The following is a 21705-nucleotide window of genomic DNA, read 5'->3' on the forward strand; positions in this document are numbered from 1 at the left end:
CCGGTCCCTTGCGCAAATTACCCGGTCAGGCCGGCTGGCGGTTCGCCCGTTTGGCGTCGGCGGCGGCCTGCAGCACCGGCTTCAGGTCCTTTTTCAGGATCTTGCCGTTGGGGTTCAGCGGCATGTGGTCCAGCACCAGCAGGGTGCGCGGCACCTTGTTGTCGGCCAGATGTTCGCGGCAGAACGCGGTGATCTCGTCCGCGCTGGCGCTTTGGCCCGGGCGCAGGGTCACGGCAGCGGCAATGTCCTCGCCCAGCACTTCATGATCGACGCCGACCACGGCGGCCTGCTGCACCGCCGGGTGCAGATGCAGCGCGGTTTCGATTTCCAGCGGGGTGATGTTGTAGCCGCCGCGGATGATCAGTTCCTTGGCCCGGCCGGCCATGATCAGGTCGCCGTCCTCGTCGACGTAGCCAAGATCGCCGGTGCGGGTCCAGCCGCCCTTGAAGCTCGCTGCGGTCGCTTCGGGATCGTTCCAGTAGCGGCGCGGGTGCTGCTGGTAGCCATAGATCTCGCCGACCACGTTCGGCGCGGTGATGACCTCGCCGTCCTCAGCACGGAGCTGCATGTGCGGCGGCAGCTTGCCAACGCAGCCGGGCTTCAGCACCTGTTCGTTGCTGCTCGTGCCGATGCCGATCCCGCCTTCGGACATGCCATAGGAATTGCGCATCCGCACATGCGGCCACAGCGCCAGCGCGCGCAGAACCGAATCGTGCGGCAGCGGCGCGGTGCCGGTCATCAGGTATTTCACCCCGGCAAAGTCGTACTGACCGACATCGGGATGATCGAGGATCAGCCGCAGCATCGAGGGCACGAGATAGACCAGGTTCGGGCGCTTTTCCCTGACCAGTTCAAGGAACCCCTTGGGATCGAACTTGGGCTGGGTGATCGCGGTCGCCCCGCCGCGCGCGGGCAGCATCACGATCCCCAGGTTGCCGCCCGAGCCGGTCAGCGGCAGGGCGTTGAGCGTGGAGCGCGAGCGGTCCATGTTGGTCCCGGTAACGCCCTTCATCAGGTCGGGGTGGCTTACCACCACGCCCTTGATCTTGCCGGTGGTGCCGCTGGTCCCCAGGATTTCGGCATCGGCATCGGGATCAAGGCTGGCCTGATCCGGCAGCGCGGCCAGATTGCGGGGCATGGCATCGACCGTCCAGCAGCCGTCGAGCGCCAGGTCCTTCACCACGTCGGGCACATCGGTGATGCACCAGCGCGGCGTGGTCAACGCGGCATAGTCGGCAATCTCGCGCGGGTTGAGGCGGGTATTGATCGGGCAGGCGATGCCGCCGGCGCGGAACACGGCGAAAACCGCGATGGCCATTTCCACCGCGCGGGCGTTGCTGATCGGCAGGAACACCCGGTCGCCGGGTTGCAGTCCCGCCGCTGCCAGCCCGCCGCCCACTTCGTCCGCCTCGCGGTCCCACTGGGCGAACGTGATCTGCCGGCGGATATCGTCATGGGCGATCTCGTCGCGCTGGTGCACGGCGCGCACCTTCAACGCGTCACTGATCCGCCTCACCTCGGTCATCCGATAATCCCTTGCCTCACTGTCTGGCTTCTATTACCTAGTTATACAACTGGGATCAAGGAGCGATTGCCGTGGCCGATGCAAAGACCGATATCAAACAGAGTGACGAGTGGCAGAAAGCCGTCGCTTACGAAATTTCCGAGGATGACATCGAGCGTCAGCGCAAGCTGATCGGGGTGTGGGAGCCGATGCGGTCGGCCGAATATGTCCAGACCGCCAGCCACGATTCGATTCGCAATTGGGCCTATGGCTGCGGCGACGACAATCCGCTGTTCACCGACCCGAACTATGCCAGGAAGACCCGCTGGGGCGGCGTGATTGCGCCGGGCATGTTCGTCGGCCAGATCAACAAGCCGATGCTGGGCGACCCCACCCCGCCCGAGGTCAAGGCACTGAAGAAGAGCCTGTTCAAGGGCATTCACGTGTTCGTTTCGGGTTCAGCCTGGAACTTCTACCGCCCGGTCCGCCCCGGCGACACGATCTATTCCTATGGCGGCGACCTGACCTGCGAGGTCAAGCAGAGCGAGTTTGCCGGCCAGTCGGTGATCATCACCAGCCGCCGCGTGAAAGTGAACCAGCGCGCCGAAGTGGTCGCCACCTATGACATCCTGCGCGTGCTGACCGAACGCAAGACGGCGGTGAAGAAGGGCAAGAACCTGTCGATCCAGCCAGCCAGCTACAGCGACGAGGAATGGTCCGAGATCGAGGCCGCCTATGCCGCCGAACAGGTCCAGGGCAGCGCCAAGCGCTATTTCGAGGATGTCGAGAAGGGCGATTCGCTGGGTCTGCAGATCAAGGGGCCGCTGACCGTGACCGACGTGATCTGCTTCCACGCCGCGGGCTATGGCTTCACCCCCTATGCGCCCACGGCCAACCGCCGCGCGCACAAGAACCGCCAGCGCATTCCCGCCTTCTACGTCAAGAACGAGCATGGCATTCCCGACGTGGCGCAGCGGCTGCACTGGGACCCGGTCTGGGCCCAGGCGATCGGCAACCCGATGGCCTATGACTATGGGGTGATGCGCGAAAACTACCTGTGGCAGTATCTCAACGACTGGGCCGGGGATGACGGGATCATTACCCACGTCCATGATGAAATCCGCAAGTTCAACTTCATGGGCGATGTCCAGCGCGTAACCGGCGAAGTGCTGGGCAAGCGCACCGAAAACGGGCAGAACCTGGTCGACGTGGCGGTGCGGTTCATGAATCAGCGCGGCGAGGAAACGGTCCGCTCGACCGCGACCATCGCCCTGCCGAGCAAGGCCCGGCCGCTGCCGATGTATCCCGAAGTGCCCGCCGACATGGCCGAAACCGCGGCCCGGATGATGGCCCGGCACTGGGAACTGGGCGGGGATTGATGAGCGAGGAAGTCCAGATCGAGAACCAGGGCGGGGTCAGGATCATCACCCTGAACCGCCCGGACCGCCTGAACGCCCTGACCGGGTCGATCATGGCGCCGCTGGCCGATGCCTGCGCCGATGCGGCGCGTGATGGCTCGGTCGGCTGCGTGGTGGTGACGGGCGCGGGCCGGGGCTTCTGCGCCGGGGGCGACATCAAGGCGGGCGGCGGCGACAAGGCGATGGTTCCGCCCAACGCCGAAGTTGGCGGCAGGGTGGAACAGAGCTTCACCCGCCTGCGCGGTTACATGGAAACATCGCGGCTGCTGCACGAAATGCCCAAGCCTGCGATTGCCATGGTCAACGGCCCGGTGGCCGGCGCGGGGATCGGCATTGCCGGGGCCTGCGACCTGCGCTTTGCGGCGCGGTCGGCCACCTTCCTGACTGCGTTTGCCAATATCGGCGCGGGCGGCGATTTCGGCAGCACCTGGTTCTGGACCAAGATCCTGGGCACGGGCGCGGCGCGCGAGCTGTTCCTGCTCGGCGAAAAACTCAGCGCCGAGGATGCCTTCGCCAAGGGCATCTACACCCGCCTGTTTGACGACGAAGCGCTGCGCGAGGAAACGCTGAAGGCCGCCCACCGCCTGGCCGACGGGCCACGCATGGGCTATCGCTACATGAAGCAGAACCTCAACAACGCCGAGGACTGGGCGTTCGAGGCCGCGCTTGACCAGGAAGCGCTCAACATGGGCCTGTCGACCAGCGCCACCGCCGCGATCTGGCGCGAGGCGAACAAGCCGCGCGGGGAATGACCCGCGCTCAGCGCGGGCCTTGCGGTACGGTCTTCGAGAGGTGCCCCGGCGCCACGAAGATTGTCTGGAAGCCCCGCGCATAGACGCCCTGCTGATCGGCGAACACGTTGCGCGCGGTGCCGTGGCCGTTGCCGGCCATGTGCGTTTCGGCATCGAGCAGGAACCAGTCGCCCACCGGCATCCGCAGGAACTGGATGGTGATGTCGAGATTGGCATAGGACCATTCGCCGGCATCGGTGGCATTGCCAAAGCCGTTGCCGAAATCGGCGAACAGGCAGGCCTTGACGAAGTTCGACGCCGGACGCCCGCTGATCACTTCGCCGTCCATCGCCAGCCACGATACACCGCGTCCGGGAATGCCGGGACCGCCGATCACCCGGCGCAGCGTGATCGCCCCGCCCATCCGCATGCCGCGCGGACTGTCGGTAACCTTGATCGCGTCCGGTGCTGGGTAATCGTGCGGCACTTCGAACACCGGAGTTTCCATGCGCCGCACCCGCAACACGTGGGCCTGGGCGACCGGCTTGCTATCGGCCAGCATGGTCAGCCGGTGCAGCTTGGTCTGGCGGCCATCGCGCAGCACCTGATTGTCCAGGGTGAGCGGCTGGTGCGGCACCTTGCCGAAAATGTCGACCTGGAACCGGGCAATCTCGAACTCTGCATCCAGCGCCGCATCCTCGGCCCCGCTGGCCAGCAGCGCGCTGACCGGCCCGCCGGCGATCGCGCGCGGATCCCACGGGCTGCAAGCCAGCCGCGTGGGGGTGAACAGGGCGCCGTCCTGCTCGTAATAGCGGGGCGGCCAGGGGTGTTCTGCGCTATCGGTCACGCCGGGTCCTTGTTGTTCGAGATGTTTGACCTAGTAATACAAGTAGGGCATAGGAGCCTCGTGGTGCAAGCAGCCCAGCAGGAGCGAATTGTCAATGGACCTGAGCTATGGCGCAGCGGCGGAAAGCTTCCGGGAGGAAGTACGCGCGTTCCTGGCGCAGGCCTGGCAGCCGGGTGAGCGGCGCGGTGCGGAGCTGAAGGAATTCATCCGCCAGTTCCGCCGCGCCGGGGTGGAGCGCGGCTATCTCTATCGCTCGGTGCCCAAACGCTATGGCGGGTCGGAGCAGCCGGTCGACGTGATCCGCGCGCAAGTGATCCGCGAGGAATTTGCCCGCGCCCGCGCGCCGATGGAAGTGGGCGGCAACGGCGTCAACATGACCGTGCCGACCCTGCTCGAACGCGGCACCGATGAACAGAAGGAGCTGTTCATCCGCCCGACGATCGAGGGCGATTACATCTGGGGCCAGGGCTATTCCGAACCCGGTTCGGGCAGCGACCTTGCCTCGGTCCGGACCCGGGGTGCACTGTCGGCCGATGGCACGAAATGGATCATCAACGGGCAGAAGATCTGGACCAGCCAGGGCATGCAGGCGACCCACATGTTCATGCTGGTGCGCACCGAACCCGATGCGCCCAAGCATGACGGGATCACCTATCTGCTGATCGACCTGAACCAGCCCGGCATCACCCGCCGCCCGATCAGGCAGATGACCGGACAGGAAGGCGATCACACCTTCTGCGAATTCTTTTTCGACAATGCCGAAGCCCCGGTCAGCTGGCAGGTGGGCGAACGCGGGCAGGGCTGGTACGTTTCGCGCACCACACTGAAGCACGAACGCGCCAGCATCGGCAGTGCCGATGGCCTGGGGGGCCAGTTCCGCAAGCTGGTCGAGCTGGCGAAAGAGATGGGGCGGCTGGGCGATCCGCTGATGCGCGACCGGTTGGCCGAGATCGAGGGCCGGGTGCTGTCGCACCGCTATTCCAGCTTCCGCCTGTTTTCCTGCGCCGCCGCCGGGGACGATCCCGGCCCGGTCCAGCTGATGATGAAGCTGCTGCTGACCGAGATCGGCCACGACATTGCCCTGCTCGCCCAGGACCTGATTGGCGAAGCGGCCCTGACCGAGCCCGAAGGCGCGGGCGGGCGCGGGCACCGGGGCCAGCGCGGGCCGAACAAGTGGCTCGACCAGATCATGGGCAGCCTGGGCAATTCGATTGCCGGCGGGGCCAGCAACATTCAGCGCAACATCATTGCCGAACGCGGCCTGGGTCTGCCGCGCGACCTGGCGATGGAACGCGACGCGGGCGGGAAGGCTTAGGGCGATGCGCTTTCACCTCACCTCCGAACAGGTCGCGATTCAGGACGCGGTGCGGGGCACCCTGGCGGAATGCTGGGGCATGGAACGCCTGCACCGGTTTGCCGATGGCGCGGACGATTTCGACGCGGACAGCTGGCAGGCGCTGATGGCGCTGGGGATCGGCGGGCTGGCCCTGCCCGAAGCGCAGGGCGGCGCGGGTTTGGGGCTGCTCGATGCGGCGCTGGTCTGCGAAATGCTGGGCGCGGCCTGCGCGCCGGGGCCGGTGATCGGCCAGATCCTGGGCGCGATTGCCGTGGCGAACTGCGCCAATCCCGCGACACGCGAATTGCTGGGCGCGATTGCCGCCGGGGACAAGGTGGTCACGCTCGCCCTCGGCAGCGACCTCGTGCAGAGCGCGCGAGCAGCCGACCTGTTCGTTGCCGATGACGGTGCGGGCGGGCTGCACCTGGTCGAAGCCGGTGACGGGGTGGAAATCGAGACCCTCTCTGCGACCGACCGCAGCCGCCCGGTCAGCCGGGTCCGCTTCGGCACGGTGACCGCTCATCCGCTCTATCCGGCAGGCGATCCGATGGTCCAGCGGCTGACCGATGCCGCGCTGGTGCTGATCGCGGCGGACAGCCTGGGCGGGGCGCAGCATTGCACCGATCTGTCGGTCGACTATGCGAAAACGCGTGAACAGTTCGGCCAGCCGATCGGGCGGTTCCAGGGGCTGAAGCACCAGCTGGCGCACATGGCGCTGGATGTCGAACCCGCCCGCGCGCTGGTGTGGTATGCCGCTTATGCCTGGGATGCCGGGCTGTCCGATGCCGCCCGCGCGGCGGCGCAGGCCAAGGCGCACCTGGGCGAAGTCTATACTCGCACCACCCGCGCCGCCATCGCCGCGCATGGTGGGATCGGCTATACGTGGGAATATGGATTGAACTACTGGTTCCGCCGCTCGGTATTCAACCGGGCCTGGCTGGGCAGCCCGGCGCAGCACCGCGCCCGCGCGGCCGAGCTGGCGGGCTGGTAGGCGATTGGGAAGGAGTGTAACGAATGAAGCCGGGATCGCGCCTGAAAAGCGCCGCGTGCAGCAGCGAAGTGGTGGTCATCAAGTATAGCGCCGGCACAATCGAGTGCGGCGGCCTGCCGATGGCCGAGGACGCGGCCGGCGATGGCACCCCCGCCGCCGGCTTTGCCGAAGGCACGATGGTGGGCAAGCGCTACATCGACGCCGCCGGCACGGTGGAATTGCTCTGCGTCAAGCCGGGCAAGGGCAGCCTGTCGCTCAGCGGCGCGGCCCTGACCACCAAGGACGCCAAGCCGCTCCCCGCTTCGGACTGACGCAAGCAAGATGAATATCGCCCTTCTGCTCGAAATGGCCGCCGGGGCCGCGCCGGACCGGATCGCGCTGGTCTGCGATGGCAAGCGCTGGTCCTATGCCGAACTGTGGCAGGCAGCCCAGGGCGCGGCCGAACTGATCCGCGCCAGCGGGGCCAGCCATGTCGCACTGCTCGACGAATCGAGCGAGGCGGCGGTGATCGCGCTGTTTGGCGCCGGCCTGGCGGGTGTGCCCTATTGCCCGCTCAACTATCGGCTGGCCGATGCCAACCTGGGCGCGCTGCTTGGCCGGATCGCGCCCGCCGTGGTGGTGGGCGACGTGGCGCGGGTGCAGCGGCTGGGCGACGGGCAGGGCCATATCGCCTATCCCCGCAGCGAGTTCACGCTCGCCGCGTTGGAAGCTGTGGCGAGCCCCGATGCCGTGCATGATACGGGCGAGGGGATCGCGATCCAGCTGTTCACCAGCGGCACCACCGCCGCGCCCAAGGCGGCGATCCTGGCCCATTCAAACCTGGTTTCCTACATCCTCGGCACGGTCGAATTCGCCGCCGCTGATGAGCACGAGGCGACGCTGGTTTCCGTCCCGCCCTATCACATCGCGGGGATCGCGGCGCTGGCCTCGTCGATCTATGCGCAGCGGCGGATCGTGCTGCTGCCCGCCTTCGCGCCGGAAGACTGGCTCAAGCTGGTCGAGGCCGAACGGGTGACCAACGCCTTCGTCGTGCCGACCATGCTGGGGCGGATCATCCACGCGCTGGAAAAGGGCGTGCGGGCCGACATCGGCTCGCTCCAGGCGGTCGCCTATGGCGGGGGCAAGATGCCGCTCGAACTGATCGGCCAGGCGCTCGACCGGTTCCCGGACTGCGCCTTCACCAATGCCTATGGGCTGACCGAAACCAGCTCCACCGTGGCGCTGCTTGGCCCGGACGAGCACCGCGCCGCCCACACTGCCAGCGATCCCGCCGTGCGGGCGCGGCTGGCCTCGGTCGGCAAGCCGCTGCCGACGATCGAACTCGAAATCCGGGGCGAGGACGGCGAAGTGCTGCCCGCCGGGCAGGTCGGCGAAATCTACGTCCGGGGCGATCAGGTCTCGGGCCAGTACCGCGAGCGCAGCGCGCTTGACGCGGACGGCTGGTTCCCGACCCGCGATGCCGGCTACCTTGATAAGGACGGCTACCTGTTCCTGGCCGGCCGCGCTGACGACGTGATCGTGCGCGGGGGCGAGAACATCTCGCCCGGTGAGATCGAGGACCTGCTGCTGACCCACCCGTCGATTGCCGATTGCGCGGCGGTCGCCGTGCCCAGCCTTGAATGGGGCGAGGCGGTGGGGCTGGCCGTGGTGGTGCGCGGCGGCTGCCAGCAGCCCGCCGAACAGGAGCTGAAGGACATGGTCCGCGCCCGCCTGCGCTCCAGCCGGGTGCCCGAAGTGGTGCGCTTCTTCCCCAGCCTGCCTTACAACGAGATGGGCAAGCTGCTGCGCCGCGAGGTCAAGGGCCTGCTCGCGGGATGACCGATCCGCTGCAGCTCGCCCCCGGCGTGCGGCGCGTGCGGGTCGACGATCACTTCATGGTCCTGACCGAAACCGATGCCTCGCCGATGCACGTCGGCGCGCTGATCCTGCTCGACGTGCCGACCGATGATCGCGCCAGTCTGGCGGTCAAGCTGCGCCGCCATGTCGCTCAGCGCCTGCCCGCAACACCGCTGCTGGCCCGGCTGGTCCAGGCCCCCGACGGCTATGACAGCGATGTCTGGGCCGATCTGGCCGCGGCCGACATGGACTGGCACGTGGTCGAGGAACAGGGCGACGACCTGCTCGGCGCGGTCGCCGCGCGCAACATGGAGCGGCTCGACCTGTCCCGCCCGCCGTTTCGCCTGCACGTCTGGCCCCAGCACGGCGCGTTCCTGCTCAAGGTTCATCACAGCGTGGTCGACGGGATCGGCTTTCAGGAAGTCATGCGGCTGCTGAGCGACGAGGCACACCCCGCCGCGCCCCGCACCGGCGATGCCGCGCTGCCCGATGCGGTGACCTGGCGCGCGCTGTCGGAAGCGCGCTTCGCGGCGGAGGAACCAGCCCGGCAGGCCCAGTCTGCCGCGCGCAAGGCGGCGCTCGCCGCGCTGGAAGCGTTCAAGGGCGAGCGCGCCGAAACCCCGGTGCTGAAGCTGTCCGGGCCAACCTCGCCCCGGCGCAGCTTTGTGCCGCTGGCGCTGCCGCTGGCGCCGTTCAAACAGGCGGCGAAGGCGTTGGACGCAACGGTCAACGACCTGTTCATGGCCTGCGCCAGCTGGGCGCTGCGCGACTACCTGATGGAAATCGGCGACCTGCCCGAGGCGCCGCTGGTGGTCAATTCGGCGCGGTCCTATCGCCGGGCGGAGCATGGGGCATTTGGCAACCGCATCGTCGCGCTGCATCCGCACCTGGCCACGCACTTGCCCGATCCGCTGGACCGGCTGCGCGCGATCCAGGCCAGCATGGCGGCAGAAATGCGCCGCACGCCGCATGACGAGGCGCTGCTCGACGCGCTCGACAAGCCGTTCGGCGCGCGCGACCGGCGCGAGACATTCGCCAATCGCACCAGCGGCGGCGGGCGGGTGCTGCCCGGCAACCTGACCCTGTCAAACGTGCCGGGCCCGGCGGGCAGCCGCAGCTATGCCGGTTACCGGCAGCTGCACAATTACCCGGTGCCGATCATCGGGTCGGCCCGGTTCCTCAACATCACTTCGCGGCGCAGCGGCGACAACCTCGATATGGGGGTGATCGCCGATGCGGAGAAGATCGCCGATGTGGCCCGCATCGCAGACTTGTTCCGCGCCGCCTTCGCCGGTTACGCCGCGCTGGGCTGAGCCATTTCCAGCACCACCCGTCCGGCGCTGTGGCCACCGGCGGCGTCGATCATCGCCGCGCGGAACCGTTCCAGCGGATAGCGCTGGGCAATCGCCGGGCGCAGCACGCCTGCGGCGGCGAGCCGGAACAGGTCTGCGCGGTTGGCTTCGGCGCGCTCGGGCTCCAGCTCTCCGAACTGGCGGATGTCGACTCCGACGAGGCTGGCGCCCTTGAGCAGCGGCAGATTGGTGCGCAGCGCGGCGATTCCGCCGGGAAAGCCGATCACCAGGTGCCGCCCGCCCCAGCCCAGACAGCGGAACGCCGGATCGGTGGCATCGCCGCCAACCGGATCGAACACTACATCCACCGCCTTGCCCCCGGCGGCGGCGCGGACCTGATCGCGCCAGTCCTCAGCCCGGGCGTCGATTGCCGCGTCAGCCCTTCCGTCCAGCGCCAGCTTGCGCTTGTCCGGCGTCGAAGCCGAGGCGATCACCCGCGCGCCGAGGTGCTTGCCGACCTGCACCGCGGCATGGCCGGTCGCCCCACCCGCGCCCAGCACCAGCAGCGTTTCGCCCGCGCGCAGCTGCCCGCGATCGACCAGCGCGTGCCAGGCCGTGGCGAAGCTGACCGGGAACACTGCCGCTTCGGCAAAGGGCAGGCCATCGGGGATCGGCCGGACCATCCGTGCGGCCACCACGGCTTCTTCAGCAAACAGTCCGCCCCAGCCGCTGATCGAAACGCGCGTGCCGGGGGCAAGCCCGGTTACCCCGTCGCCCAGCTCGGTGACCACCCCGGCGGCCTCGCTGCCGGGAATGAACGGCAGCGGCGGCTTGACCTGGTAGCGCCCTTCGGCAGTCAGCACATCGACATAGGATATGCCCGCAGCATGGATTGCCACGCGCACTTCGCCAGACTGCAGCGGCCGGCTGGGCAGATCGCGCAGGTTATAGGCATCCGCGCCGCCGAACTGGTCGGCGATCACCGCACGCGGCATCAGCGCGGTCCGCCGTCGACCTGCACCAGCGCGCCGGTGGTATAGGAACTGGCCGGGCTGGCCAGCATCAGCGCGGCGGTGACGATTTCCTCCGGCCGGCCCGGACGGCCCAGCGCGACAGGCTGATGCTCGCGCTTGTCCTCCTCCCAGGCCTGGGCAATATCGGTCAGGAAGGGGCCGGGGCACACCGTGTTGACGCGCACCTTCGGCGCATATTCGCGCGCCAGCGACACGGTCATCGCGTTGAGCGCCGCCTTGGCCGCGCCGTAGGGCACGACCAGCGGCAGTGCCATCAGCGAGCCTGAGGAACTGACGTTGATGATGCAGCCGCCCGCGCCCTGGCTCATCCGGTGGGCGATCTGGCTGGCCATGCGGAACGGCCCCTTGAAGTTGAGGTTAAGCACCGAATCGAACAGGCTTTCGGGCAATTCGTGGCTGGGGCAGGCGGGCGACATGCCCGCGTTGTTGACCAGAATGTCGACCCGCCCGAACTGCGCATAGGCGGCTTCGATCAGCGCGTCGCAATCGTCCCAGCGCCCGGCGTGGAACGAAAAGGCCATGGCCCGGCGGCCCATGGCGCGGCATTCCTCGGCCACCTGTTCGCAGTTTTCCAGCTTGCGGCTGGCGATGATCACGTCTGCCCCGCGCTCGGCGAAGGCGCGGACCATCTGGTAGCCCAGCCCCCGGCTGCCCCCGGTAACCAGCACCACCTTGCCAGTGAAATCAAACAGCGGATCCATCATGTCAGCCCCTTCCCAATATCGTTTGCACCAGGGCTTAGCGCGTCACCATTGGCCGGAACAAGCTGTCGTTGCACTGCCAGTCGATCCGCACCTGGCGATGGGCGAAGCGCCAGCCCTGCGCGGTGCGCACCAGCCGGTCGTTATAAGTGCCGGCATGGTCCGGCCCGTTGTTACTGTAGACCGTGAAATAGCTGCGCGCGGCGGCCTGGTTGCAGTCCAACTCGATCAGCGGATTGGTCACGTGATGGCGCACGAAGCTGCGCTGCGGATTGGCCGGGCCAGCGGTAAGCGCGGCGGCGATCTGGTCCGGTCCGCATGCCGTGACGCCGGGAAATTCCAGCGTGCCATCGCTGGCAAAGCAGGCGGCGAGGTCCGCAATCCGGCCCCGGTCCCCGCTGTAGGTATAGCAGGCGAGGAGGTGGCGGATCGCGTCGCGGTCTGCCGCCAGGTCAGCCATTGAAATGCAGCTTCAGCCCGGGTTCGTCCCAGCGCACTTTGACCAGCGCGCCGCGCTGCGACAGGGTGATATATGCATCCTGCATGTCCGCCCCGCCAAAGGCGATGTTGGTGGTATAGGGATCGTCGAAGGCGCGCTTGGCTGTCTGCCCGGCGGGGGTGATCGTGGTGATCCCGCCATCGAACAGCGTGGCGACGCAGACGTTGCCGGCCGCAGTCACTGCCAGGCTGTCGAACCCGACCGGGCCGGGCGCGGTGGCGACCCAGGTGGGGCGCTGCGGCTGCACCTTGCGCTCGAACTGCCACAGCCGGGCCTGGTGGGTATCGGCGCAATAGACCGCGGCGTCATCGGGCGAGAGGCCGATCCCGTTGTAGCCCATGGCGTGACGGAAAATCGCGTCGATCGACGTGCCATCGGGCAGGCAGGTGAACAGCCCGCTGGCCGTGCGAATGCCGTCGTGGCTCTTGCCCAGATCGGTGAACCACAGCCGTCCATCGGCATCGAACACCAGGTCGTTGGGTGCTTCGATCGGCACGCCCTCGCAGGCGTCATAGACGCGTTCGAACCGGCCGGTGGACAGGTCCACCCGCTCGATCCGGCCTTCGCAGCCGGGGCCGCGCGCGTTCTGGAACTTCGCCAGGTCCAGCCCGCCGTTGTTGCAGACCCACAGCGCGCCGTCCGGGCCGATCGCCGCGCCGTTCGGGCCGCCGCCGATTGCGCAGATCACTTCGCTGCGGCCGTTCCAGCAGCGGGTGATCCGCCCGCCCGCCAGTTCGACCACGATGACCGAGCCATCGGCCATGACCACCGGGCCTTCGGGAAAGGCCAGTCCTTCGGCCACCACTTCCATGCCGCGCTCTCCTGTATAACCTGGTTATCTATGTCTTGACACCTGAGGGGATGGTGCGCAACCCTTGGCGCCATGGCAACACCGCAGCACCACATCGTGGCCACGCCGCCGCCGTTCGATGCGCCGCCCTATCCGGCGGACGTGTTTGCCGGGAAGACCGTGCTGGTCACCGGCGGCGGTTCGGGCATGGGGCTGGCGATGGCCACCGCCTTTGCCCAGGGCGGGGCGCAAGTGGCGGTGATGGGCCGCAGCCTGGAACGGGCCGAGGAGGGCGCGGCCCGGCTGGCGGCGCTGGGCGCCAGGGTCCATGCGCTGAGCTGCGACGTGCGCCAGGCGGACCAGGTGGCTGCCGCTTTCGACGCGGTGGAGGCGGCGTTGGGGCCGGTCACGCTGCTGGCCAACAACGCCGGGGCGAACTTTCCGGTGCTGGCGGAGGACATCTCGGTCAACGCCTGGAACGCGGTGACGCGGATTGCGATTGACGGGACTTTCCTGTGCTCGACCGAATTTGCCCGCCGCCTGATCGCGCGCGGGCAGGGCGGCGCCATCATCAACAATGCAGCGCAGTATATCTGGACCGGCTTTCCCGGCGATGCCCACAGCGCCGCGGCCAAGACCGCGCAGGCGACCATGACCAAGCGCATGGCGCGCGAATGGGCGCCCTATGGCATTCGCGTCAACGCGATTGCCGCCGGGTTCTTTCCGCACGCAACCTCCACCGCTGGCGGGCGCGAGGGCGGGATCGAGCCCTTGCAAGCCATGATCCCCGCCGGGCGGACCGGTTCGACTTACGAATTCGGCTGGCTGGCGGCCATGACCTGCACCCCGCTGCTGGCCGGGCTGACCGGGCAGGTGATCGTGCAGGACGGCGGGGAAAGCCTGCGCCGCTCACTGATGATGCCCGATTTCGTCCCGCCGCGTGAACGCGCCGAAGGGCCGTGGGGGTGGCGCTGATGGGCTGGTTGGCGGGCAAGACCGCGCGGCTCGTGGGCGATAGCCCGGCGATTGCCGCTGCTCTGGCGGTGCAAGGGGCGCGGCTGGTGGATGGCGAGGACTGCGACGTGCTGATCCACGTGGCCGCGCCGCCGCCGGTGCGCCCGGTGCATGAACTCAGCCACGCCGAATGGCGCGCGGTGCTGGATGATGGGCTCGACCTGCGCTTCCGGCTGGCCCAGCAATTCGCCGCGCGGCGGCGCGCCCTGGGCAAGGGCGGGGCGGTGCTGTTCGTCGGCGCGCCGGAACAGGCGCTGGGCAGCGATCACGCCGCTGCCGCCGGGGCGCTCGGCAACCTGACCAAGACGCTGGGCGTCGAATGGGCGCGCGACGGAATCCGGGTCAACGCGGTGCTGACGGTGGAGAAGGCGGAGACACTGGGCAATCTCGCCACCTACCTCGTCAGCGATTACGCCGCCTATGTCACCGGCGCGGTGATGGGGGTGGGGTTGGATGACTGAGCGCTGGCGGCTCGACGGGCAGGTGGTTTTCGTTACCGGCGGCGGCGGCGGGATCGGCCGCGCCATCGCGCTGCGGCTGGCCGAGGCCGGGGCCGATATTGCGGTGTTCGAAGTGTTGCCCGAACGGGCCGAGGAAGTGGCCGTGCGGGTGCGTGAACTGGGCCGGCGGGCACTCGCCCTGCCGGGCGACGCGATGGACGCCGAAGCGATCCGCGCTGCCATCGCCCGGACCGATGCCGAATTCGGCCGGATCGACATCCTGGTCAACAATGCCGGCGGGGTTTCGGCCCGGCCGTTCCTGGAACAGGGGGAGCGCAGCTGGCGGCGGCACATCGACCTTAACCTGGTGTCGATGCTGGCCGCGACCCATGCCGCCGCGCCGGTGATGATCCGGGGCGGGCGCGGCGGGGCGATCCTCAACGTCGCTTCGATCGAGGCGGAGCGCGCCGCGCCGAACTTTGCCGTCTATGCCGCGTGCAAGGCGGGCATGGTCAGCTTCACCCGGTCGATGGCGGTAGAACTTTCGGGCCACGGTATCCGGGTCAACTGCATCGCGCCCGATCACACCGTCACCCCGGGCACGATGAGCAACCGCGCCGGGCCGGTCGATCCCGCCACCTGGCGCGCGCGCGATCCGGCCGAGGTGGATGCGATGAACCGCCTGATCCCGCTGGGCCGCGAAGGGGTGGACGGCGAATGCGGCGATGCGGCGGTTTTCCTTTGCTCTGCCATGGCGAGTTATGTAACGGGCGTGACATTGCCGGTGGACGGCGGCACTTGGGCTGCGGGCGGCTGGGTGCGGGGCCGCGATGGCCGCTGGACCCTGAACGAAGGGCTTTCGTTCGGGGGATAATTGCCCGAAACCCGGCCATTCCCTCTTTAGTTGTAAAACCAAGTTTACTATCTAGACTGTCCGGTTGCCAGTTTGTCCGGCAGGAAGGATAGGGTCATGCTGCTGGGAAATCTTGATGATGCCGCCGCGCCGTCGCGGCTCCACGTGCCCAAGACCAGCGAGATCGTGGCCGACAAGATCCGCGCCCAGATCGTGCGCGGCGAACTGGCCGAAGGCGATACCCTGCCGCCCGAAGGCCAGCTGATGGACAGCCTGGGCATTTCCCGCCCGACCCTGCGCGAAGCGTTCCGCATTCTTGAGGCCGAAGGGCTGATCAGCGTGGTGCGCGGCTCGCGCACCGGGGCGAAGGTGCACAAGCCCTCGGTCGACCTAGTGTCGCGTTATGCGGGCTATGTGCTTGAATCGCAAGGAACTACCATTGCCGACCTGTACCAGGCGCGGCTGGCGATCGAACCGTCGGTGGTGCGCTGGCTGGCGACCGACAAGGGCGGCGACGCCGTGCCCAAGCTGCGCAACCTGCTGGCCGAAATGGAAGCGTTGCTCGATGCGGAGCGGCACGACGACTTCATCGCCCGGGTCGAAGTGTTCCACCAGTCGCTGGTCGCGGCCACGGGCCTCAAGACGCTGACTTTCATGAGCCGGATGCTGATCAACCTGGCGGGCAAGCACCAGATCGATTTCCAGCGCCGCCATGGGCGCGACAAGGAAACCCGCCGCAAGAGCCACCGCGCGGGGCTGCGCTCCTATATCAAGGTCGTCGACCTGATCGAGGCCGGCGCGGTCGAGGAAGCCGTGGCACACTGGCGCCTGCACCTGACCAACGCCAATGCGACCTGGACCAGCGAGGGCGAAGGTGCCCGCGTGGTCGATTCGCTGGGCGACTGAACCCGCGCACCACGCCGCACAACCCGGTCACCACGCCAGCAACCAGCGCTTCGCCGGGCGCTGGCCCCTGCCTGCGTGCACCTATCTAACCAGGTTGACGATTATCCCGTTGCAGCGCCGTGCCCGATACGGTAATTGACACTTCGTCAGTTTCAAGAGTCGCCCGGTGAGGCGACCAGCCCGGGAGAGCGGCGATGCAAATGGACGACATGGTGATCATCAGCGTGGACGATCACGCGATCGAACCGCCCGAGGCGTTCATCCGCCACTATCCCGAAGGCAAGAAGGACCGCGCCCCGCGCATCGTCCACGACGATGGCAAGGACGTGTGGCTGTGGAACGGCCAGCGCTTTCCCACCATCGGGCTCAACGCCGTGGTCGGCCGCCCGCGCAGCGAATACGGGATGGAGCCGACGACTTTCGAACAACTGCGCCCCGGCACTTACGATCCCAAGGCGCGGGTCGATGACATGAACGCCAATGGCGTGCTGGCCAGCCTCAACTTTCCGACCATGCCCAGCTTCGCGGGCGGGGTGTTCGTCGGCATGGCCCAGAAGGACAAGGACGAGGCGCTGCTCGCCCTGCGCGCCTGGAACGACTGGCACGTGCAGGAATGGTGCGCCGCCGCCCCCGGCCGGTTCATCCCGATGTGCCTGGTCCCCGCCTGGGACATGGCCGAAACGCTGAAGGAACTGCGCCGGATGAGCGCGCTGGGCGTCCACGCCGTCTCGTTCAGCGACAACCCGGCCAACATCGGCCTGCCCAGCATCCACAATGAATACTGGGAACCGTTCTGGCAGGCGTGCAGCGAGCTGAAGATCGTGATCAACTGTCACATCGGCACCGGCGCGCGGGCGCTGCATCCCTCCGACGAAAGCCCGATCGACGCGTGGATCACCGCCATGCCGATCAGCATCGCCAATTCGGCGGCGGACTGGACCTTCGCCAGCTTCTGGAAGCGCTATCCGGACCTGCGCATGGCCCTGTCCGAAGGGGGGATCGGCTGGGTGCCCTATTTCCTCGAGCGCGCCGACTTCACCTATGCACACCACCACGAATGGACCTTCACCGACTTTGGCGGCGAGCGTCCGTCCGACGTGTTCAAGCGGCACATCATCAGCTGCTTCATCGACGACCAGTTCGGGGTGAAGAACCTCGATTACATGAACGCCGACATGGTCGCCTACGAATGCGATTATCCGCACAGCGACACCGTCTGGCCCAATGTGCCGGAATACCTCTGGGCCTCGGTCAATGGCCTCGACCGGCAGGTGATCGACAAGATCACCCACCTCAACGTCATGCGCGAATACAGCTTCGATGCCTTCGCGCTGAACGGCGGCAAGGCCAACTGCACGGTCGGCCACCTGCGCGAGCTGGGCAAGGACGTGGACGTCTCGCCCCGCCACAACCTCGGCGGGCTCAAGACCGAGAGCATGGACACGATCGGCAAGGCGCGCCGCCCGGTCACTTCGGGCGATATCCAGCGGATGTTCGCGTCCGCCTGACGGGAGGCAAGACGATGGCCCTGGCAGAATGGCAGGTGGACGAAGCGGCCCCTCCGCATGTCCCGCGCGAACGGGTGGTCGATATTCGCTTTGCGATGGGCCACGCGCCGAACGATCTGCTCGATCCCTATGCGGCAACCGATGCGCTGCGCGCCCCCGGCGTGCCGCGCCTGCTCTACAGCCCCTATCCGTTCGGCGACAAGACCAAGGGCAGCTGGACGGTGGCGCACTATGCCGACATCCAGCGAGTCTACGAAGACAACGCGTATTTTTCGACCAGGGGCGTGGCGCAGTTCCAGCTGCTCGCGGGCGAGACGTTTCCCTCGATCCCGCTGGGGATCGATCCACCCGAACACGGCAGGTATCGCCGCTTCCTCAACGTCCATTTCACCCCCGTCGCGCTGAAACGGCTGGAGCCGCAGGTGCGGCGCATGGCGGTCGAGATGATCGACAGCTTCGCCCACAAGGGCGAGGTCGACATTGCCTGGGACTTTGGCCGGGTTTTCCCGGTGCGGGTGTTCCTCGACCTGATGGGCCTGCCCTTCGCCATGTTCGAACAGTTCCTCGCCTGGGAATGGGAAATCCTGCACTCGCGCGATCATGCCCGCATGGGCGAGGCGGTGCGGCAGGTGATCGCCTACCTGCGGGAATTCATCGCCGAAAAGCAGGCCCGCCCGGATGAGAAGCTGGGCAGCTACATTGCCAATGGCGAAATTGACGGGCGCGCCCTGACCCCGGACGAGGTGATCGGGATGACCTGGTTCCTGTGGCTGGGCGGGCTGGACACGGTCGCCTCGACCATCAGCCAGATGTTCCGCCGCATGGCGCTGGATCAGCCGTTGCAGCAGCAACTGCGCGACCATCCCGAATGGAACCACAGCGCGGTCGAGGAATTCCTGCGGATGCAGCCCTTGGTCAATTCGTTCCGGCTGGTGAAGCAGGACCTGGACTGGGACGGGGTCACGCTGAAGGCGGGGGATTACATCACCTGCCTCAACAGCAGCGGCAATTTCGATCCCGACCAGTTCCCCGATCCGCGCCGGTTCGATCCCGCGCGCAGCGCCAACCGGCACTATACCTTTGTCGGCGGGGTGCACCTGTGCCTGGGGGCGCACCTCGCCCGGCGGGAACTGCGCATCCTGCTTGAGGAATTCCTCGCCCGCGTGCCGACTTTCCGGGTCAAGCCCGGCGCCGATACCACCGTGACCCCGGGGCTGCTCTCGATCCGCAACCTGCCGATCGTCTGGGACGCCCAAGCAAGGACCAAGGCATGACCTTCCTGAAGCATCCGGACTGCATCTACATCGGCGGGGAATGGCAGCCCACTGCCGAGCGCGAGGCGGTGATTAACCCGGCGGATGAAAGCCTGCTGATCGAGGCCCCGGTCGGCAGCGCCGCGCAAGTCGACGCCGCGATTGCCGCCGCCCGCCATGCCTTCGACCATGGCGACTGGCCGCGCCTGCCGGTCGCCCAGCGCCAGGCCGCGCTCACGCGGTTCCTTGATGCGCTTGATGCCCGGCGCGAGCAGATCATCGCGATGATCGTCGCCGAAGCGGGATCGACCCAGATGCTCGCCGGCTTCCTGCAATACGGCATCCCGATGAAGCACGCCCGCCGCACGGTGGAACTGGCGAGCCGTAGTCCGGTCACCCCGCTCAGCCCGGAACTGACCCCCAATGCCAGCGGCGGCCTGACCCTGGGCAGCGCCGTGGTGGTGCGCGAGCCGGTCGGCGTGGTCGCGGCGATCTCACCCTACAACTTCCCGTTCTTCCTCAACATCGGCAAGGTGGTGCCGGCGCTGGCAGCGGGCTGCACCGTGGTCTTGAAGCCCAGCCCCTATACCCCGATGGAAGCCCTGATCCTGGGCGAGGCAGCGGACGAAGCCGGACTGCCCAAGGGCGTGCTGTCGATTGTCACCGGCGATATCGAGGCGGGCAAGCTCTTGACCAGCGATCCCCGCGTCGATCTCGTCCACTTCACCGGCTCGGACAAGGTGGGCGAGGCGATCCAGGCCCAGGGCGCGCCGACGCTGAAGCGGATCGTGATGGAACTGGGCGGTAAGTCTGCGCTGATCGTGCGCTCCGACGCCGACTTGCAGGCCGCCGCGATGGCGGGCCTGGGCGGGTTCACCACGCACTGCGGGCAGGGCTGCGCGCTGACCACCCGGATGCTGGTGCACAATTCGGTGCGCGGCCAATTCGTCGAGATGATGAAGGCGATGCTCGCCCACGTGAAGATCGGCAATCCGGCGGACCCCAGCGTGTCGTTCGGCCCCCTGATCCGCGAAGTCGCCCGCGCCCGCACCGAACGCTATGTCGCTATCGCGCAGGACGAAGGCGCGACCCTGGCCTGGGGCGGCCAGCGGCCCGAGGGGCTGGACAAGGGCTTCTTCTTCCAGCCGACCCTGTTCGACAATGCCCGCAACGACAGCCGCCTGGCGCAGGAGGAAGTGTTCGGCCCGATCGGCGCGGTGATCGGCTTTGATGACGATGACGAGGCGATTGCCATTGCCAATGCCAGCGACTTTGGCCTGGCGGGCGCGATCTATTCCGCCGATGCGGGGCGCGCCTATGAACTCGCGCTGCGGATCCGCACCGGGGGCGTCGCGATCAACGGCGGCGCGGGGACCATGCTGTCCGACGCGCCGTTCGGCGGGATCAAGCGCTCGGGCTATGGCCGCGAGTATGGCGAGGATGGCCTCAACGAATTCACCTATCAAAAGGTGATCAGTTTCAGCGCGAAGTAGGGGGAGGACCGGGCATGAGCCAGGTGATGAAGGGCATTCGGATGCTCGAAGTGGCGCAGTTCACCTTCGTGCCGGCAGCCGGCGCGGTGCTGACCGACTGGGGCGCCGACGTGATCAAGATCGAGCACCCGGTGCGCGGCGATGCCCAGCGCGGGATCAAGGAATTGCAGCGCTTTGCGGTCGATCAGCGGCGCAACGCGCTGATGCAGCACCCCAACCGCGGCAAGCGCAGCGTGGGCATCGATATCTCGACGCCCGAGGGGCAGGAACTGCTCTACGAGATCGCCAAGACCTGCGACATCTTCCTGACCAATTACCTGCCCAGCGCGCGGCAGAAGCTGAAGATCGACGTGGAGCACCTGCGCGCGGTCAATCCGAACATTATCTATGTGCGCGGCAGCGCCTTTGGTGAAAAGGGGCCGGAGCGTGACAAGGGCGGGTTCGATTCGACCGCCTACTGGGCGCGCGGCGGCTCGGCCATTCTCGTCTCCCCGCGTGAACTCGACTGGCCGCTGACCCAGCCCGGGCCGGCCTATGGCGATACCATCGGCGGCATGAACATCGCCGGCGGGATCGCCGCCGCGCTGTTCCACCGCGAACGCACCGGCGAGGCGCTGGAAGTGGACGTGTCGCTGCTGTCCAGCGGGATCTGGGCCACGGCGTGCAGCATCGACGTCTGCATGGAAATGCAGGTCGATCCCTTCGCCAATGCCATGCCGGGCAAGACGGTGATCGGCTCCAACCCGTTCATGGGCGTGTTCAAGACCAGCGACGGGGGCTTCATCAACCTGACCGTCCTCAGCCCCTCGCAGTTGATCGAGGATACTTTCACGCATCTGGGCATTCCCGAATGCGCGGCTGACCCGCGGTTCTCGACCATCGAAAAGCTCAACGAGAATTCCGAGGCCGCGCACCTGCTGGTGCGCGAGGCGATGGCACGCCAGCCCTTCGCCTACTGGCTCGAACATCTCAAGACGATGAAGGGGCAGTGGGCCGCCTACCAGTCGCCGCTTGACGTCGAGAAGGACGAGCAGGTCCAGGCCAACGGGCTGATCTTCGAAGTCGACAGCGCCGATGGCGGCAAGCCGATCAAGCTGGTCGCCAACCCGGTGCAGTTCAACAAGCAGGCCGTGACCAACACCCGCGCGCCCGAGGCGAGCGAGCATACCGAGCTGTTCCTGATGGAACTGGGTGTCGATTGGGACCGGATCGAGGCGCTGAAAGCCAAGGGGGCCATTGCCTGAACCAGCCGTTTGCGG

General features: G+C 67.4%; 21 protein-coding genes. 15 read left to right on the top strand and 6 right to left on the bottom strand.

Translation table 11 applies throughout. From position 1 onward, the window contains the following. Window positions 1–25: 25 nt before the first annotated feature. Complete coding sequence (locus ACE3N9_RS13780) at window positions 26–1525, bottom strand: class I adenylate-forming enzyme family protein (RefSeq protein WP_374284530.1); 1500 nt, start codon at window positions 1523–1525, stop codon at window positions 26–28. Between the two features lie 71 nt (window positions 1526–1596). On the opposite strand from ACE3N9_RS13780, the gene ACE3N9_RS13785 reads away from it, so the two are divergent. Both ACE3N9_RS13785 and ACE3N9_RS13790 read left to right on the top strand, forming a co-directional pair. Continuing rightward, the gene (locus ACE3N9_RS13785; protein WP_374284532.1) at window positions 1597–2883 is read left to right on the top strand and encodes a MaoC family dehydratase N-terminal domain-containing protein; all 1287 of its coding nucleotides are present in this window, start codon (window positions 1597–1599) and stop codon (window positions 2881–2883) included. Next, a complete protein-coding gene (locus ACE3N9_RS13790; protein ID WP_374284534.1) occupies window positions 2883–3674 on the top strand; it encodes an enoyl-CoA hydratase-related protein in 792 nt (263 codons plus the stop codon). The genes ACE3N9_RS13785 and ACE3N9_RS13790 overlap by 1 nt, the downstream gene beginning before the upstream one ends. Before the next feature lie 7 nt (window positions 3675–3681). Here ACE3N9_RS13790 and ACE3N9_RS13795 read toward each other — a convergent pair whose 3' ends face one another. Further along, window positions 3682–4500 (bottom strand): thioesterase family protein, encoded by an 819-nt coding sequence (locus ACE3N9_RS13795; RefSeq protein ID WP_374284536.1) that lies wholly within the window; start codon window positions 4498–4500, stop codon window positions 3682–3684. A gap of 94 nt (window positions 4501–4594) precedes the next feature. On the opposite strand from ACE3N9_RS13795, the gene ACE3N9_RS13800 reads away from it, so the two are divergent. From ACE3N9_RS13800 to ACE3N9_RS13820, 5 genes are read left to right on the top strand one after another with little or no spacing between them, the layout of a single operon-like run. Continuing rightward, window positions 4595–5815 (top strand): acyl-CoA dehydrogenase family protein, encoded by a 1221-nt coding sequence (locus tag ACE3N9_RS13800; RefSeq protein ID WP_374284538.1) that lies wholly within the window; start codon window positions 4595–4597, stop codon window positions 5813–5815. Between the two features lie 4 nt (window positions 5816–5819). Then, window positions 5820–6827, top strand: coding sequence for an acyl-CoA dehydrogenase family protein (locus ACE3N9_RS13805; RefSeq protein ID WP_374284540.1), 1008 nt, complete (start codon window positions 5820–5822; stop codon window positions 6825–6827). 23 nt (window positions 6828–6850) lie between these two features. After that, window positions 6851–7138, top strand: coding sequence for a hypothetical protein (locus ACE3N9_RS13810; protein ID WP_374284542.1), 288 nt, complete (start codon window positions 6851–6853; stop codon window positions 7136–7138). A 10-nt stretch (window positions 7139–7148) separates the two neighbouring features. Beyond that, window positions 7149–8645, top strand: a complete 1497-nt coding sequence (locus tag ACE3N9_RS13815) for a class I adenylate-forming enzyme family protein (RefSeq protein ID WP_374284544.1) — start codon at window positions 7149–7151, stop codon at window positions 8643–8645. Beyond that, a complete protein-coding gene (locus tag ACE3N9_RS13820) occupies window positions 8642–9976 on the top strand; it encodes a wax ester/triacylglycerol synthase domain-containing protein (protein ID WP_374284546.1) in 1335 nt (444 codons plus the stop codon). The genes ACE3N9_RS13815 and ACE3N9_RS13820 overlap by 4 nt, the downstream gene beginning before the upstream one ends. Here the strand turns inward: ACE3N9_RS13820 and ACE3N9_RS13825 are convergent. Genes ACE3N9_RS13825 through ACE3N9_RS13840 form a run of 4 tightly spaced genes read right to left on the bottom strand, consistent with a single transcriptional unit; the run spans window position 9958 to window position 13000 of the window. Continuing rightward, window positions 9958–10950, bottom strand: coding sequence for an NADPH:quinone oxidoreductase family protein (locus tag ACE3N9_RS13825; protein ID WP_374284548.1), 993 nt, complete (start codon window positions 10948–10950; stop codon window positions 9958–9960). The genes ACE3N9_RS13820 and ACE3N9_RS13825 overlap by 19 nt on opposite strands. Continuing rightward, the gene (locus ACE3N9_RS13830; protein WP_374284550.1) at window positions 10950–11693 is read right to left on the bottom strand and encodes an SDR family NAD(P)-dependent oxidoreductase; all 744 of its coding nucleotides are present in this window, start codon (window positions 11691–11693) and stop codon (window positions 10950–10952) included. The genes ACE3N9_RS13825 and ACE3N9_RS13830 overlap by 1 nt, the downstream gene beginning before the upstream one ends. 34 nt (window positions 11694–11727) lie before the next feature. Next, a complete protein-coding gene (locus ACE3N9_RS13835) occupies window positions 11728–12150 on the bottom strand; it encodes a nuclear transport factor 2 family protein (RefSeq protein ID WP_374284551.1) in 423 nt (140 codons plus the stop codon). Continuing rightward, complete coding sequence (locus tag ACE3N9_RS13840) at window positions 12143–13000, bottom strand: SMP-30/gluconolactonase/LRE family protein (protein ID WP_374284553.1); 858 nt, start codon at window positions 12998–13000, stop codon at window positions 12143–12145. Before ACE3N9_RS13840 ends, ACE3N9_RS13835 begins: the two co-directional genes overlap by 8 nt. Before the next feature lie 72 nt (window positions 13001–13072). Between ACE3N9_RS13840 and ACE3N9_RS13845 the strand changes: the two genes are divergently transcribed. From ACE3N9_RS13845 to ACE3N9_RS13880, 8 genes are all read left to right on the top strand, one after another. Then, window positions 13073–13954, top strand: coding sequence for an SDR family oxidoreductase (locus ACE3N9_RS13845; RefSeq protein ID WP_374284555.1), 882 nt, complete (start codon window positions 13073–13075; stop codon window positions 13952–13954). Beyond that, the gene (locus ACE3N9_RS13850) at window positions 13954–14454 is read left to right on the top strand and encodes an SDR family oxidoreductase (protein ID WP_374284557.1); all 501 of its coding nucleotides are present in this window, start codon (window positions 13954–13956) and stop codon (window positions 14452–14454) included. Before ACE3N9_RS13845 ends, ACE3N9_RS13850 begins: the two co-directional genes overlap by 1 nt. Then, window positions 14447–15307 carry an SDR family NAD(P)-dependent oxidoreductase gene (locus ACE3N9_RS13855; RefSeq protein ID WP_374284559.1) on the top strand — a complete coding sequence of 287 codons (861 nt, stop codon included), beginning with the start codon at window positions 14447–14449 and terminating at the stop codon, window positions 15305–15307. The genes ACE3N9_RS13850 and ACE3N9_RS13855 overlap by 8 nt, the downstream gene beginning before the upstream one ends. 96 nt (window positions 15308–15403) lie before the next feature. Continuing rightward, complete coding sequence (locus ACE3N9_RS13860; RefSeq protein WP_374284561.1) at window positions 15404–16192, top strand: FadR/GntR family transcriptional regulator; 789 nt, start codon at window positions 15404–15406, stop codon at window positions 16190–16192. A gap of 194 nt (window positions 16193–16386) precedes the next feature. Then, window positions 16387–17700, top strand: a complete 1314-nt coding sequence (locus tag ACE3N9_RS13865; RefSeq protein WP_374284563.1) for an amidohydrolase family protein — start codon at window positions 16387–16389, stop codon at window positions 17698–17700. Between the two features lie 14 nt (window positions 17701–17714). Next, on the top strand, window positions 17715–18974 hold the full coding sequence (locus ACE3N9_RS13870; protein ID WP_374284565.1) for a cytochrome P450: 1260 nt from the start codon (window positions 17715–17717) through the stop codon (window positions 18972–18974). Beyond that, window positions 18971–20446, top strand: coding sequence for an aldehyde dehydrogenase family protein (locus ACE3N9_RS13875; protein WP_374284566.1), 1476 nt, complete (start codon window positions 18971–18973; stop codon window positions 20444–20446). Before ACE3N9_RS13870 ends, ACE3N9_RS13875 begins: the two co-directional genes overlap by 4 nt. A 14-nt stretch (window positions 20447–20460) precedes the next feature. Continuing rightward, window positions 20461–21690, top strand: a complete 1230-nt coding sequence (locus ACE3N9_RS13880) for a CaiB/BaiF CoA transferase family protein (RefSeq protein ID WP_374284568.1) — start codon at window positions 20461–20463, stop codon at window positions 21688–21690. The last annotated feature ends 15 nt before the right edge of the window (window positions 21691–21705 follow it).

The organism is Novosphingobium sp., from assembly GCF_041905565.1.
Taxonomy (GTDB): domain Bacteria; phylum Pseudomonadota; class Alphaproteobacteria; order Sphingomonadales; family Sphingomonadaceae; genus Novosphingobium.